General features: G+C 55.4%; 15 protein-coding genes and 1 tRNA gene. 5 read left to right on the forward strand and 11 right to left on the reverse strand.

Annotated features, from left to right (window positions below; all coding sequences use genetic code 11):
• The 10 genes from BP822_RS08025 to mcrC form a co-directional block, all read right to left on the reverse strand.
• Positions 1-677: glycosyltransferase (locus BP822_RS08025; protein WP_286878093.1), on the reverse strand; the 677-nt coding region annotated here is incomplete at its 3' end.
• A gap of 1 nt (position 678) precedes the next feature.
• A complete protein-coding gene (locus BP822_RS08030; protein ID WP_273271636.1) occupies positions 679-1,383 on the reverse strand; it encodes a class I SAM-dependent methyltransferase in 705 nt (234 codons plus the stop codon).
• Positions 1,384-1,422: 39 nt separating this feature from the next.
• Entirely contained in the window at positions 1,423-2,322 is a 900-nt protein-coding gene (locus tag BP822_RS08035) for an NAD-dependent epimerase/dehydratase family protein (protein WP_273278011.1), read from the reverse strand.
• A gap of 5 nt (positions 2,323-2,327) precedes the next feature.
• Positions 2,328-3,794, reverse strand: a complete 1,467-nt coding sequence (gene argH / locus BP822_RS08040; RefSeq protein ID WP_286878094.1) for an argininosuccinate lyase — start codon at positions 3,792-3,794, stop codon at positions 2,328-2,330.
• Position 3,795: 1 nt separating this feature from the next.
• A complete protein-coding gene (gene argJ / locus BP822_RS08045) occupies positions 3,796-4,959 on the reverse strand; it encodes a bifunctional ornithine acetyltransferase/N-acetylglutamate synthase (protein ID WP_286878095.1) in 1,164 nt (387 codons plus the stop codon).
• Positions 4,946-5,428 carry a CBS domain-containing protein gene (locus BP822_RS08050; RefSeq protein ID WP_286858905.1) on the reverse strand — a complete coding sequence of 161 codons (483 nt, stop codon included), beginning with the start codon at positions 5,426-5,428 and terminating at the stop codon, positions 4,946-4,948. Before BP822_RS08050 ends, argJ begins: the two co-directional genes overlap by 14 nt.
• A 30-nt stretch (positions 5,429-5,458) precedes the next feature.
• Positions 5,459-6,484: an N-acetyl-gamma-glutamyl-phosphate reductase gene (gene argC, locus BP822_RS08055; protein WP_273271916.1), complete on the reverse strand. Its 1,026-nt coding sequence runs from the start codon at positions 6,482-6,484 to the stop codon at positions 5,459-5,461.
• Positions 6,485-6,523: 39 nt separating this feature from the next.
• The gene (locus BP822_RS08060; protein ID WP_286858907.1) at positions 6,524-7,489 is read right to left on the reverse strand and encodes an ADP-ribosylglycohydrolase family protein; all 966 of its coding nucleotides are present in this window, start codon (positions 7,487-7,489) and stop codon (positions 6,524-6,526) included.
• On the reverse strand, positions 7,489-8,664 hold the full coding sequence (locus BP822_RS08065) for a cofactor-independent phosphoglycerate mutase (protein WP_013719153.1): 1,176 nt from the start codon (positions 8,662-8,664) through the stop codon (positions 7,489-7,491). Before BP822_RS08065 ends, BP822_RS08060 begins: the two co-directional genes overlap by 1 nt.
• 38 nt (positions 8,665-8,702) lie before the next feature.
• Positions 8,703-9,356 (reverse strand): methyl-coenzyme M reductase I operon protein C, encoded by a 654-nt coding sequence (gene mcrC / locus BP822_RS08070; RefSeq protein ID WP_013719152.1) that lies wholly within the window; start codon positions 9,354-9,356, stop codon positions 8,703-8,705.
• Between the two features lie 85 nt (positions 9,357-9,441).
• Between mcrC and dph5 the strand changes: the two genes are divergently transcribed.
• From dph5 to queD, 3 genes are all read left to right on the forward strand, one after another.
• Positions 9,442-10,239 (forward strand): diphthine synthase, encoded by a 798-nt coding sequence (gene dph5, locus BP822_RS08075; RefSeq protein WP_013719151.1) that lies wholly within the window; start codon positions 9,442-9,444, stop codon positions 10,237-10,239.
• A gap of 152 nt (positions 10,240-10,391) precedes the next feature.
• Positions 10,392-10,562, forward strand: a complete 171-nt coding sequence (locus BP822_RS08080) for a ribbon-helix-helix domain-containing protein (protein WP_013719150.1) — start codon at positions 10,392-10,394, stop codon at positions 10,560-10,562.
• Positions 10,559-10,906, forward strand: a complete 348-nt coding sequence (gene queD, locus BP822_RS08085) for a 6-carboxytetrahydropterin synthase QueD (protein ID WP_013719149.1) — start codon at positions 10,559-10,561, stop codon at positions 10,904-10,906. The genes BP822_RS08080 and queD overlap by 4 nt, the downstream gene beginning before the upstream one ends.
• 19 nt (positions 10,907-10,925) lie before the next feature.
• On the opposite strand, the gene BP822_RS08090 is transcribed toward queD, so the two are convergent.
• Positions 10,926-11,339, reverse strand: a complete 414-nt coding sequence (locus BP822_RS08090; protein ID WP_013719148.1) for a hypothetical protein — start codon at positions 11,337-11,339, stop codon at positions 10,926-10,928.
• A 241-nt stretch (positions 11,340-11,580) separates the two neighbouring features.
• On the opposite strand from BP822_RS08090, the gene BP822_RS08095 reads away from it, so the two are divergent.
• Together BP822_RS08095 and BP822_RS08100 are read left to right on the forward strand one after the other, a co-directional pair.
• A tRNA-Ile gene (locus tag BP822_RS08095) sits at positions 11,581-11,654 on the forward strand.
• Positions 11,655-11,734: 80 nt separating this feature from the next.
• Positions 11,735-14,070 (forward strand): oligosaccharyl transferase, archaeosortase A system-associated (locus BP822_RS08100; RefSeq protein WP_286878096.1); only part of this gene is annotated, 2,336 nt, incomplete at its 3' end.

The following is a 14,070-nucleotide window of genomic DNA, read 5'->3' on the forward strand; positions in this document are numbered from 1 at the left end:
CAGCCCCTCCCTCCCACCACCAGTCGCACATCGGGCAATTCTTGCTTCATGATCTTCAAGGCAGCAAAGAGGACCTCCAGCCCTTTGTACCGATGGAACTCATCCAGGACGCTGAGGAAAAAAATATCGCCTTTCGGGGGAGCCTCCTTGGGCCTGAAGGCATCAACATCTATGCCCAGAGGTATAAAGAAGACCTTGCCGGCATATTCCTTTAGATATGGCGATACATACCGGTTTCGGGTCACAATGATGCCGCCGGCGGACTTCAAGAGCAGCTTCAGAGCGGTTTTATTGTAGATCCAGGCGATCTGCCCTGCCCATCCTTCACCCACTATGTCATTATGATATGTCAGGACAAGAGGCCTTTTCTTTAACCGTGAGATCAGGCCGCTCCAGTCAGCGCTCCAGGGAGTGGGAAGATGAGTGTGAAGGATATCGAAATCCTCCCTATACAAGGCCAATGGCAAATACGGGTTGATGCTGGTATTGGCTATTTTCCCCCTGCTTTTCAGTGTTTTTGTGTGAATACGCTGATCAATATCGTTTTCCCCCGGCCCGTCCGCGCATATCACCCCCACATCATGCCCCATCCCGACGAGCTCTCTGGAGAGGTTGCGAACATAGCTCTCCACTCCACCGGTGGCAAATATCCTCGCCGGGGTCTGTAGTATTTTCATGTTAGATCATTTTTATTGCCTTGCGCACTTTCATTGTCAGATAGACGGAATGAGTCTTATCCAGCCTCGAGAGAACTGAGGCCAACGGACCGGGAAAGGGATAATACCCCACTCCAATCAGTTGCTCCACATCAAATCCGTGGTACCTGAACAGCTCTCGCAGAGATTCTGGGGTGAAGATCCTCAAATGAACCTCACCCCTGCTCGCATGAAGCATTCCGCATTTGGGGTCCAGAGAGTTGCCCACAATCACCTCATTGCTCACATGGGCAGTGAACGGCTGCTTGCCAAAAACTAAGGATAATATGTTATGCAGACCGGCGAGATTGGGTGTAGATATGACAGCATAACCACCGGGCTTGAGAATTCTGTGAACCTCTTTGATGAACCGATCTGTCTCGGACAGGTGCTCAAGCACCTGATTGGCATGAACGACATCAAAGCTCTCTGCTGCCAGGGGCAGGATTTCGTTCAGATCCGCCTGGCAGACTCTGATTCCTCGGCTCCTGGCCCGCTGCGCAGCCTCCTTTAAAAACTCGACTCCGAAGATGTTCAACGTTTTCGCCTTCTGGGCAATCCTCAGGGCAAACTCGCCATCAGAGCACCCCAAATCCATTATCTTCGCCCTCTCGTTCACCTCGATCAGGTCCAGTACAGTCTTGCGGTTCTCCAGATCGACGTTATGGTATAAAGATAACAGATTCATGGCGGCAGAAAATTCATGATTCGCGATTATTATCTGACCTCAGTAGAACCGGATCAGCTCTCCGATTCCCTCTTTCAGGCCGAACCTCGACCGGAATCCAATCGTACTTTCCGCTTTGGCGGTATCAGCCAGGGTTTGCAGGACATAGTTTTTTATGGGATTTTCGGTGTACTGAGCTTCCAGGGACAGATCCATCATCCGGTTCAAGAGCTCTATCACCTCATTGAAGCTCCAGGCCTCGCCCGTTCCCACATTCAGTATCCCATGGTAGTCCGAATCCATGGCCAGCCGCATTGCCCGCACTACATCCAGAACATAGGTGAAATCCCTGGTCTGAGTGCCATCTCCGTATACAAGCGGCCTTTTGCCCGCTTTCATATCCCAGAGGAACTGAGTGACCATGTTCGCATACTGCTTTTTTGCCTCCTCCCGGGGACCGTAAACGGAAAAGAACCTCAAGCCCACCGAGGCTATGCCGTAAAGCCTCTGATAAAGCTCTGCCATGCGCTCCATGGCCAGCCGGGCCTCGGTGTAGTAGTCGGCCACCCCAATGGCCATATCCTCGCGGTGGGGAGGAAGAATACCATTGTAAAGAGAGGAGGATGAGGCATAGACCACCCTCGATCCTGACCTCCGGGCCAGCTCATAGATCGAGATAAAGCCGTTAATGGCCTCCCCCACCAGGTATGGATTCCTCTTGTACATGGGCGAGGATGAGGGTATTCCCAGATGGTAGATCTTCTGGGGATGAATATCCAGGGTGGACAGATCGTTGCAGCTCTTCTGGATCAGCTCCAGGCGGCCCTCCAAACCCGCCAGGTTCTCAGCGCTTCCGGTGTGCATATTATCCAGTACAAGCACATCCTCTCCTGCCCGCAAGAGATCCTCCACCAGATTCGAGCCGATAAAACCCGCGCCGCCCGTTACCAGTGTGCTCATGATTATCAATCACCTTTCGAGTCCCTTAGGACATCCGACCGCCCAATGTCCCGCAGAACCTCAATCGCTCCGTCCACTCGACTTCGCATTCCGGCCAGATTCTTCTCCTCCTCTGCGATCAGTCTCATCCTCTCTTCAATCATCCTTGCAGTCTCCTCCGGAGCAGGGCCGCCGGCGTTCGCTCGCAGAGCCACATTGCTCACCGGGTCCAACGCCCTCAATAGATGGTCATTGGAGAAGCCCCGTTCGCTGGCAGGAGACCCCCAGATCTCCAGACTGATCTCATCTAAGGTCCTCATTGTGGGCTCACCCTTTCCGGCCGCGATCCGGCCCACGATACTATGTGCGGTGCGAAATGGCATTCCTGTGATCCTCACCAGTGAGTCGGCCAGCTCGGTAGCGGTGGAAAAACCCAAGACTGAACTCTCTTTCAGACGCTCAAGGTTGAACCGCAATGAGGACAGGCATCCATCCAGGATTCTAACTGTGCTCTGCGTCCAGTCCAGGCTTCGCCACAGATGGGGGGTCACCTCCTGAAGGTCCCGGTTATAGCTCATTGGCAGAGCCTTGCAGATGGATAAAGCGGCCACTAGAGATCCTATCACCGAGCCGGTCTTGGCGCGGGCCAGCTCCGCCGTATCCGGATTTTTCTTCTGGGGCATGATGGAGCTGGTGGTAGCATAGAGATTGTCCAATTCCAGATAGCCGAACTCGGATGAGGACCAGAGGATCAACTCCTCTGCCAGGCGGCTGCAATTGACCATGGCAATGGAGAGTGCAGCCAGGACCTCCAGGACGAAATCCCGGCTGGAGACAGCATCCATGCTGTTCTCCACCAGGCCGTCAAATCCCAGGAGATCAGCAGTCCGGGCACGATCGATATCAAATCCCGTGGAGGCGAAGGCAGCTGCGCCCAGGGGGCTCTTATTGACCCTCCTATAGGCATCCTTTAGCCTACCCAGATCCCTAAGGGCAGCATCGGCATGGGCCAGTAGATGATGGGCCAGGGTGGTGGGCTGAGCATGCTGGGTGTGAGTGAACCCAGGGATGACGGATTCCCTGTGATTCGCCGCCAGGCGGACGAGCGTCTTGATGAAAGAGAGCTCCCCGTCCATCAGATCGAGCAGATCATCCCTCAGTGCGATGCGAATGCATGTCGCCACCTCATCGTTACGAGACCGGCCGGTATGCATTCGCCCCCCTTCAGGACCCACCAGAGCAATGACTGCCGCCTCAATGGCCTCATGAACATCCTCTCCAGCCCCAAGGGCAGATCCCTCTTCGATCTCATCCAGAGCAGCAATGATCTTCGATGCGACCTCTTCGGATATCAGGCCCCTCTCTTTCAGCATCATCAGGTGGGCCCTGTCCACCAGCAGATCGGCCAGGAATATCCTCTGATCAGCCTTACGGCTGGACAGATAATCGAGAATGTCCTCGCTGATCTCCCCCAAACGCTGATCCCGGAACATATCAGGTGGTATAGTTGGCGTTCACATTCACATACTCATGGGTCAAGTCGCAGCCAAAGCTGCGCGCGCTTGCCATTCCCAGGCCCAGGTCGATGTTTATTATGATCTCCTCCCCGGACATGATCTCTCGGGCCTTGTCCAGAACCTCCTCTGCGATCCGGCCCTTCCAGACGAGATCGACCTTCAGCCCCGAGCCTTCCAGCCCCAAGGTGACCAGGTCCGGATTCATCTCCGCCCCGGAGTAGCCCACAGCGCAGATGATCCTTCCCCAGTTGGGATCCGCCCCATAGACTGCAGTCTTAACCAGACTGCTCTTTGCCACCGCTTTGGCCGCCAGCCGGGCATCAGCCTCATTGCGGGCCCCGGTAACCAGGGTCTCGAAGAATTTGCTCGCCCCCTCCCCGTCCCTGGCCATCTGGCGGGCGAGATCCACGCAGACGTACCGCAAAGCCTGCTGGAAGTCCTCTATCCTGCCCTGCGCCCGACCGGTCGCGGTGAGGAGGACTATATCATTGGTGCTTGTATCTCCATCCACGGTGAGCATATTGAAGCTATCCCGGACGGCATCAGCCAGGCAGCTCTTGAGCACTTCCGGGGAGAAGTCGGCATCGGTAAATAGAAAGCAGAGCATAGTAGCCATATTAGGCTCGATCATGCCCGCACCCTTGACGATCCCTGCCACCCGGAGTCCCTGGTGCTCTACAGCCACCTCCTTCTCCCTGGTGTCGGTGGTCATGATCGCCCTCTCCGCCTCCAGTCCAGCCTCCCCGTCAGACCTCAAGCGCCCTCTTGCCTCCTCGAAGAGGCGGCCGATGATATCCATATCCATATAACGGCCTATGACCCCAGTCGAGGCCACGGCGATCCGCTCCTCATCGCTCTTCAGAAATCCGGCCAATAGAGAGGCCATCATCCTCGCATCTTCGACCCCCTGCGGCCCGGTGTAGGCGTTCGCGCAGCCACTATTAGCGATTATGCCATCCAGATGGCCTTTGGCCAGATGCTCTGCGGTGACAGCCAGCGGAGCAGCCTTTACCCGGTTGGTGGTGAACATGCCGGCTGCTGTTCCAGAAGCAGCAATTAGAGCCAGGCCGTACTTGCCCGCCCGCACTCCGCAGGCGCGCACCCCGTCAATGGCGCATATCCCGCCCTTAATCCTCTGCATGGGCCATCCCCAGACCGGATATGATATCGCCACGGGTCACTATCCCTACCAACCGACCGTCCTCGACCACCGGAAGGCGGTTGATCCGGTGGCGGGTCATAATGCTTGCTGCCTCCTCTATGGAGTCGTCCGGCCCGATCTCATGCAGGTTCCGGCTCATCACATCAGCAACCTCCTTTTCGGGGATCTCTTTCAAACTGGACCGCATCCGCTCCCATTTCACCAGGTCCCGAAAGGGGACCTCGAATATCTCGAAGGGGCTGGGGAGCCACAGACTCCCCTCAGACTCGTCCTCCACCGATAAGAGACGGAGAAGGTCCGACTCTGATACAATTCCCACCAGCCTCTCACCATCTAAAACCGGCATCCCGCTGATCTTGTTTTCCCTGAGGAGCCTGGCTGCCTCGCTCACGTTCGCCGATGCCTGCACCGAAACCGGCATGACGTTCATCACATCTCTGACCTTCATTTGTATCCACCACGTCTCCGTTTGCCTCTTTTAAGGCGCCATTCCCGGGAACCACAACCCAGTCCTCTGATCCAGTCCCGCCATGAGATTCATGTTCTGGATGGCCTGGCCGGATGCGCCCTTCACCAGGTTGTCTATGGCGGATACTACCACGATTCTGTCGCTGCCCTTCTCCGGCTCGAAGCTTATATCGCAGAAGTTGGATCCCCGGACAGCGCCAAGGCGGGGAACGACATCTGCCATGCGGACGAAGGGGGCATCTTTATAGAAATCCCGGTATATCCGGGCCACAGCCTCACGATCCTGCAGGGTGGTCTCTGCCCCCTCTTTGGCAAATACGTGAGCAGTGGTCAGAATACCGCGGACTGAGGGAATGACATGGGGGGTGAAGTTCACCTTGATCCCAGGCGAGAGAAGCCCAAGCTCCTGCTTTATCTCTGGGACATGCCTGTGGGTAGTGATCTTATAGGGAATAACATTCTGGGACATATTGGGATAGTGGCTGGTCTCCGTAGGCTCAATGCCTGCGCCAGAGATCCCCGATTTGGAGTCATAGACCACCCGATCCACCAGCCCAGCATGGGCGAGAGGTGCCAAGGCCAGGATGGCTCCCGTAGGATAGCAACCAGGGTTACCGATAAGCTTTGCCTCTGCCACCTCAGAATGAAGCTCCGGCAGGCCAAAGATAGCATCCCTTGGAGCGCGGTGTTTCATGCCATAGGTCTTCTCGAACACATCCACTGGCAGGCGGTAATCGGAGGATAGATCGATCACCCTCGTCCCGGCATCCAGGAGATCGGGCACCCAATCCATTGCCGTCCCATGGGGAACCCCAGTGAAGATTATATCGCAGCGCTCAGCCGCCTCTTTCGCGTTGAGCGCCTCGAAATTCAAAGCGTAAATGCTCTTAAGATGAGGATGAACCAGGCTCACAGGCTTTCCCGAGAGCTTGCGGGAGGTGACAAGTCTCACATCGACCTCGGGATGGTTTGCAAGGAGACGCAAGAGCTCCCCACCGGTGTAGCCCGATCCACCGATAATTCCTACATCTATCATGAAGGTTCCCAGAGAGCTACTGATATAAATTCGCCGCGCCTATTGGGGACAGCAGGATTCACATAGATGGAAAAGCTCCTTTGCGATGCCTTCAATCCTCTCCTTCTGCTCGAGGCTCACGAGCCAGCGCTGCGGTATCCATCTGGTTCCATAAGCTGCGCCAAATAGGTTTCCAGCGATGGAGGCGATAGAATCGGTGTCACCTCCGCCGCTGGCTGCAGCAATCAGCCCCTCCTCCGGCCGGAATCGCAAAAAGCAGTAAAAAGCAGATACCACCGTCTCTTTAGACAGAGGAGAATTTCTGATCCGGCCCCTGGCCTCCTCCGGCGGAAGATCGAGAAGGGATTGGACCCAAATGAGCCGCTCTGCCAGTTCCCGATCCACCCGGCCAGCCTGGCGGGCGGCACTCTCAAGGATTGTCTCCTTGGGGAGGTCAATAAGACAGAGGGCGACGCCCACTGCTACAGCGACCGCTCCTGCCCGAGAGGCGGGTGCGGAATGGGTGGGCAGGCTCTGCAGATCGGCATAGCTTCTTACCAGGTCCAGGTCGGAATGATATAATAGACCGATGGGAGCCGCGCGCATGGCTGATCCGCATGTGGGGATGCTGATGCCCGACTCCTGCCAGGGGGTGCCAGCGATCATGCTCATTATTGCAGAACGGGTGGCAAATCCCACTCCGCTCCAGAGCCGCTCATTCAGGCACCAGCTAGATCCCCAACTGGCGAGCTTGCTGGAAAAACCGTCTGCTGAGAAGCCGGAGTGCTCAATGAGCGACTCGGCGAGGAGCAGAGTCTCTTCTGTATCATCGGTGAACTGGCCGGCCCGGAGGCCAGCATGAAAATGCCCCTCCGGAGGGGGCATCATATCCACCATCCGACCGAAAATGGATTGGATCTCTCCTGCTGTATACCCTTCTGTAGGCATCCCCAGTGCGTCCCCTGCTGCACCCCCCAACAGACAGCCTCGAAAGCGATCCAGCTTATCCATATCCAGCAGAGCCATTATGCGGCCAGCATTCGGACTAGAGCGGTTGCATCGACCCTGCCATATCCACCCTGCTCCGCCGACTGCTCATCAAAGCGGTCTAAGCCGTCCGGCTCGATGCCCCGTCCCATGATGACAAAAGGAACCGGATCCCGGCTATGGGTCCTGATGGATATGGGGGTGGCATGATCTGGCAGGAGGAGAATGCGCCAGTCCTCTCCGCTCTTTTCCAGCCCCTCGATCACCGGTCCCACCACCATCTGGTCCAGAAGCTCAATAGCCCGGATCTTCCCCTCCAGGTCGCCCTCGTGGCTGGCCTCGTCCGGGGCCTCGACATGCAGATAGGCGAAGTCGTGACGGGAGAGAGCCTCAAGAGCTCCCTTCACCTTGCCGGAGTAGTTGGTGTCAATCGTTCCCGTGGCTCCGGGAACCTCTATCACCTCCAATCCGGCATAAACGGCGATGCCCCGGAGGAGATCCACGGCAGAGATCATGGCCCCGGTCAGGCCGTATAGGCTCAGGAAGGAGGGCATCGATGGTCCTGGACCCTGGCCCCACAGCCAGATGGCATTGGCTGGCCTCTTATTCTCTTGGATCCTTTTCCGGTTCACCGGATGGCCGGACAGCACCGATTTTGCCGACTCCATAAGCTCTAAAAGCACCTCTGCGTCCTCTCCCTGGGGCAGATAGTCAGCCACCGGCTGGTCGCTGATGTCATGAGGCGGGGTGCAGACTGCTCCCGCCCCCTTTTGCAGGACCAGGAGATGTCGGTAGCTAACACCGGCATACAATCTCTCATTCGGCATCAGGGGCTTTATTGCCTCGATCAGCTCACTGGCCTCTCCGGTGCTGATGTGCCCGGCACTGTAATCTCTCATTATGCCATCTTCTATGGTGACCAGGTTGCAGCGAAAAGCGATATCACTCTCACCTAGATGCACTCCCATGGAGGCCGCCTCCAGAGGAGCGCGGCCGGTATAATACCTGCGAGGATCGTAACCGACCACTGAGAGGTTGGCTACGTCGCTGCCCGGTGGAAATCCATCCGGGACTGTCAATGCCAGTCCGCTTCTCCCCAGCCGTGCCAGTAGGTCCATATTGGGCTTTTTTGCCACCTTTAGGGGAGTTTTTCCCTGCAGCTCCCCCAGGGGGAGATCGGCCATACCGTCCCCTAAAATCACCATCAGCTTCATTCGCGCCATCCCTATGAAAAAATAGTATTAAAATCCATTCATCGCTTCTGCTTTTTGGCCAGTTCTCGCGCTTCGCGCTCGCTTATCTCTGCCAGATGCTTGTTTAAAACCTTGGCCAGCTGGTTGAGCTTGACCCGATTGCAGGTCGCCCCCCTGGTGATGCCGGTGACAAGATCCACCACCTCCCCAAGGGTCTGCGTCTTCTGGCGGGAGGGCTTGACCAACCTGGTCTTCACCCCCTCTTTAGCGAAGTCCTCCAGGTCCATGGGACACTGGGCCACCACCACCGCGGGAATGTCCACCTGAGAGAGGATCTCCTTCGCCTTAAAGATCACATGGGATCGCACGTTTCCCAGATGGAAGACGGCGATCTTATGGCGCGCTATCTGCTCTACCTCTTTCTCGGAAAGGCCGAAGGTCGGGCCGTAACCTCGCGACCCCTGAGGAAAGCTCTCCGGAACCCCGGTCCCTGCCTCTAAAACCAGAACGCTGGTCTGGATCCCCTCCCTGCGCAGGCCATATGTCATCTCGCAGACGGGCTTGGTAATATGTCGCCGCCCCGGTGACATGGCTATAGCGATTACATCCGGTTTTGTCGCCTCAGAGAGTGTGCCCCTCTGGGCCAGTCCGCCCCCCTTGGCCAGGCCCATGCTCTCCCGGCAATCGACTACTTGAGTTGTCCTGCCAATCATACCTCCATCTCTACAGGGATGGAATATAGATCTGACGAACTGCCTCCAGAGGGAGTTTTTTAAACCGGCGACCCCAGGAATAACCATGCTCCACTTTGTTGGTCTCGGGCTTTATGATGAAAGAGATATATCTCTCAAAGGCCTGGAGGCGGTCCGCGCCGCAGACTGCATCTACGCCGAGTTCTATACCTCCCGGCTGATGGGAACCACATTGGAGAAGATGGAAGCGCTCTATGGGCGAAAGATCCATCCCCTCTCGCGACAGGAGGTAGAGGTGGACCCATCCTGGCTGGAGGAAGGCCGAAATAAGGATATAGTCTTTCTCTCCGGGGGCGACGCCATGGTCTCCACCACCCACCTGGACCTGAGGCTCAGAGCGATCAAGATGGGAATTGAGACTCGCGTGATTCATTCCAGCTCCATTGTCACAGCCGTGTCCGGCCTGTGCGGACTGCAAAACTACCGTTTCGGCCGATCAACCACCATTCCCTTCCCCTACGTCTCCCGTGGCCGCAGGATCATTCCTCAGACACCATACCAGGTGTTGAGGGAGAACCAGAAGCGCAATCTCCATACCATGCTATTCCTCGACATCCAGATGGAGCCGGTTGAGAGGTACATGACGGCGAATGAGGGGACAGCTCTGCTCATGGAGATGGAGGCCAATGCAGGAGAAAGCGGTCTTATGGAGGCGATTGCTGTGGGCATCGCCAGGGCAGGAGCCCCTGACGCCTCAGTGAAGGCTGACCTCCTCCCCCGTCTGCAGGGCTATAGCCTGGGCGGTCCGTTACATATCCTGATCATCCCTGCAAGACTGCACTTCATGGAGGCAGAGGCTCTGCGGATTCTGGCGGATGCACCCGCAGATGCCGTCCAGTGCTAAGGGGATGTGGATACGAAGCGATGAGCCCATTAATCGGGATCTTATCTGCTGCTATGAAAAGCTATTAATAAGCCTGGAGTATTCTTTGGGCCATGCTGCAAGAAGGCGCCTTGCCAGCTTGCGCCCAAGATCGATTTCCATAGAGAGGATTTATGCCCAAGGTCACAGTGGAGATACCCCAGCACATCTTCGATGATGTTCAGGCCCATGTAGGAGAGAGAAAGAAGTTCGTGAGCTTCTCAGATGCAGTTAGATCTGCTCTGCGAAAGATGCTCGATCAACTGGATGAGATAGACAGAAGGCGGGGGCGCGCTCAGGAATGAAGCTAGGCCTGACCACAGAGTTCGATGCCGCCCACAGCCTTCCCGGCTATCAGGGCAAATGCGCCTGCATGCACGGGCATACCTACCAGGTGGAGATGGTGGTGGAAGGGGAGGTAGGAGAAGACGGCTTTGTCATCGACTTCTATCAGCTCAAGAAGATAATTGGGGCCACCTTGCAGGAGCTGGATCATAGCTGCCTGAATGATACTCTTCCTAATCCCACCGCTGAGAGCATCGCTTTGTGGATTGCAGAGCGGCTGAAAAAAGAGATGGAGACCACATCGATCAAGCTCTATTCCCTGAAGCTCTGGGAGGGAAAGAACAAATGGGTATTGATAGATTGATTCTTGATAGAAATCGCCATCAATCGGAAGTAAGCTCCCAGTTGCTGACTGCATCTGGATTATCCTTTACCTCCTTCAACCTCAGACGGGACTGCTCCTCATAGTACTTCTTATATTTCTCTTCTTTATCAGTGCTATTCCATTCTGCAATCTTCCTGTCCAGGGCCTCGAACATGTACTTCTCGACCGCTTTAACAGTCTCCAGGTCCCCCCTGAGCACCAGTATCTCTCTGTCCATCACCTCGCCGGTCATATCCATCTTACCCGGCCGCAATACAGGCTCGACATCGAACTTCTCCACCAGCTCGCGTATAACGGTAATCGGCATGCTCAAGGGTATAGCCAGATCGTAAAGGCCTTCGAGATCTCCCCTATTCTCCCTGTCCTCTCTAATCTCTTTAGCATCATCATTTTCAATATTGGTAGAGTCCATAAGCACCAGTACTTAATCAATCTGCATCGATTTAAGGCTGTCGAAGAGCTGAAGATCTGCCCCCACCCGCCATCGCTAAGCAGACGCCGCCTCTGCGAATCTTATCGATCCGCAACCCCTTGAAGGCAGTCAAATCCAGCCTAGGTTCGCCGGACAGCATTTATCCGGGCTCCCTTCAAGCGATCGGGAGCTCTGGCAGGGAAACAGTTATTAATGGGTCCATCAATGCAGAGTGCGGACCGGGCCCGTAGCTTAGCCAGGTTGAGCGCACGGCTGATAACCGTGAGGTCACGCGTTCAAATCGCGTCGGGCCCATAATTTTTTTTGCATATCTCTGCTTTTGGCTACCGGTGATTCAAAACGTTTATGAGGATAGAATGGTCTTGTGGGCTCTGATGTCTAAGAGATCCGTAGGAAAGGGTGATGATGGCAAAAAAACCGCCGCTGGCGTTCAGGAGGCCAAGCCGCAGGATTTGCCGCCTACCCCTTTGGAAAAGAAGGCAAAATCAAAAAGCGCAGCGTGCTTGTGGCAGAACAACGATATCCTGATTTACGCAGGATTAATTGTTGCTGCAGCAGTCTCGCTCTTTTTGCGCACCTATTACAATTGGAAATTGGTATTCACAGATAACGGCGTCGTCTTCAGCAGCGAAACTGATGCATGGTACCACATGATGCTGGCCAGAGGAGTGGTGATCAACCATCAGAGGCTGTGGTTCGATCCCATGACCAACTTCCCCAATGGAACGACATTGCATTTCGGCCCATTTCACAGCTGGGCAATCGCCCTGGTCTCTGAAATACTGGGACTGGGCAACCCCAGCATGCATCTGGTGGATACGGTTGGAGCCATCATGCCTGCTGTTCTGGGAGCGCTTCTGGTCTTCCCCATCTACTTCATTGGAAGGGAATTGGCAGGCAAGAACTGTGGACTGATATCGGCATTAATCATCGCCGTCATTCCCGGCCAGGTATTCAGCCGCACCACATTGGGATTCACTGATCACCATGCGGCCGAGATCCTGCTCAGCACCATAGCCATGATGTTCCTGCTCATGGCACTCCGCTCCGGAAGACGCATGACCTTCGATTCCCTCAAAGATGACTGGTCCAAGTTCAAGAGCCCACTCATCTTCTCCGCCCTGTCAGGGCTTTTCTTGGGGCTGTACATCGATGCCTGGTCGTCTGGATTCCTGTTTGTAGGCGTGATACTCTTCTTCGTCTTCTGGCAGAGCATCTTCGATCATATGAAGGGGAAGAGCATCGATTACCTGGGCATCATCGCAGCCATCGCCTTCATAGTGGCGATCATTCCCATTCTTCCCTTCGTCAAGCCCTACTACGGATTCAACCATTATTACTACAGTCTCTTCCAGCCGACCAGCCTTCTCATAGGCGCGGCAGCGGCGTTGGTCTTCGCCCTTCTGTCCCGATATCTCAACCAGAAAGGCCTCAAGAGGTACTATTATCCTGGATCGATCGCTGCTGCGACGCTGATCGGCACAGGCATACTCTATATCGCCATCCCCCAGTTCACCCGTCCCCTGCTGGCGGGACTGTCCATCTTCCAGCAGAAGACAGGAGGAGCTGCCACCATCGGCGAGGCATCGCCATTATTCGCCAATGTCAACAATGTTCTAACCTGGTTCCCAGGCATCGGCTGGATAGAAGGCATCTTCTCCTTCCATACCAATAGCATGATCGCCCTTTTCCTGTCGACATTCACCTTCGCCCTGGTGGCTCTTCTCCTGCTTGCTTTCAGGAATATCTGGAGGCAGAGGCCTGTGGATATAGCGGTATTATCATGGTCCCTGATCATGCTGGTCATGGTCCTCGCCCAGAACAGGTTTGCCTATTACTATGGGGTAAATGTGGCGGTGCTAACGGCATTTCTGGTGGTATATATCCTCCAAAAGCTGGGCATCGAGGATATGGACCTGGATATTGATAACCTGAAGGATCCCTCCAGGCTTGTAAGGTCAAACCTCAAGACAATTGGCGCTGCGATATTCATCTTCGCTTTGATCATACTGCCCAGTATGAGCTGGAGCACAGTCTACGCTCGAGGCGCAAGCGGCCCGGAATCTGACTGGCTGACCTCCACCGCCTGGCTAAGGGACAATACCCCCAGCCCGGGAATGGAACTCTATGAGAAGTACCAATACCCTGCCAGCGGCAAGTACGAATATCCTGATTCTGCTTACGGCATCATGTCCTGGTGGGATTACGGCCACCTGATAGAGGTCGTTGGCCATAGAATTCCCAATGCCAATCCCTTCCAGCAGGGAATAGGCAGCGTCACCCAGAACAGGCCGGGATCTTCTCCCTTCTTCCTGGCGGAGAACGAGAGCCAGGCGGAGAAGGTGCTGGCTGAGCTGGACCAGAACAGGTCCCGCTACATGAACACCAAGTATGTGATGGTCGACCAGCAGATGGCCACCGGAAAGTTCCATGCCATGGCCGCATGGAGCGGCATATCTAATTCGAATTATCTCGGCGGATTTTTGCAGGAACAAGGTGGAGAATATGGCCAGTTCCAGATCTGGCGAGAGCCCTACTTTAAATCCATGACTGCGCGAATGTTCTTCTTCGATGGATCGGAGATAGCAGGAGATCAGGGGATAGGACTGTCCTATAAGGGAGTGGAGATAGAAGAGGGAGTGATAGTTCCCGTCCTCACCGAAGCGCCTAAGATAAGCAGCAACTTCACCGAACTGGAGGAGTTCGTCCG

This window comes from Methanosaeta sp. UBA458 (assembly GCF_002496085.1).
GTDB classification, from domain to species: Archaea; Halobacteriota; Methanosarcinia; order Methanotrichales; family Methanotrichaceae; genus Methanothrix; species Methanothrix soehngenii.

Excerpts from the sequence above, each read along its gene's own strand:
- dph5 (WP_013719151.1), top strand. The coding sequence starts at position 9,442 with ATGCTCCACTTTGTTGGTCTCGGGCTTTATGATGAAAGAGATATATCT.
- BP822_RS08035 (WP_273278011.1), bottom strand. The coding sequence starts at position 2,322 with ATGAGCACACTGGTAACGGGCGGCGCGGGTTTTATCGGCTCGAATCTG.
- argC (WP_273271916.1), bottom strand. The coding sequence starts at position 6,484 with ATGATAGATGTAGGAATTATCGGTGGATCGGGCTACACCGGTGGGGAG.
- BP822_RS08030 (WP_273271636.1), bottom strand. The coding sequence starts at position 1,383 with ATGAATCTGTTATCTTTATACCATAACGTCGATCTGGAGAACCGCAAG.
- BP822_RS08080 (WP_013719150.1), top strand. The coding sequence starts at position 10,392 with ATGCCCAAGGTCACAGTGGAGATACCCCAGCACATCTTCGATGATGTT.
- argJ (WP_286878095.1), bottom strand. The coding sequence starts at position 4,959 with ATGCAGAGGATTAAGGGCGGGATATGCGCCATTGACGGGGTGCGCGCC.
- BP822_RS08060 (WP_286858907.1), bottom strand. The coding sequence starts at position 7,489 with ATGGCTCTGCTGGATATGGATAAGCTGGATCGCTTTCGAGGCTGTCTG.
- BP822_RS08050 (WP_286858905.1), bottom strand. The coding sequence starts at position 5,428 with ATGAAGGTCAGAGATGTGATGAACGTCATGCCGGTTTCGGTGCAGGCA.
- argH (WP_286878094.1), bottom strand. The coding sequence starts at position 3,794 with ATGTTCCGGGATCAGCGTTTGGGGGAGATCAGCGAGGACATTCTCGAT.
- queD (WP_013719149.1), top strand. The coding sequence starts at position 10,559 with ATGAAGCTAGGCCTGACCACAGAGTTCGATGCCGCCCACAGCCTTCCC.
- BP822_RS08065 (WP_013719153.1), bottom strand. The coding sequence starts at position 8,664 with ATGAAGCTGATGGTGATTTTAGGGGACGGTATGGCCGATCTCCCCCTG.
- BP822_RS08090 (WP_013719148.1), bottom strand. The coding sequence starts at position 11,339 with ATGGACTCTACCAATATTGAAAATGATGATGCTAAAGAGATTAGAGAG.
- mcrC (WP_013719152.1), bottom strand. The coding sequence starts at position 9,356 with ATGATTGGCAGGACAACTCAAGTAGTCGATTGCCGGGAGAGCATGGGC.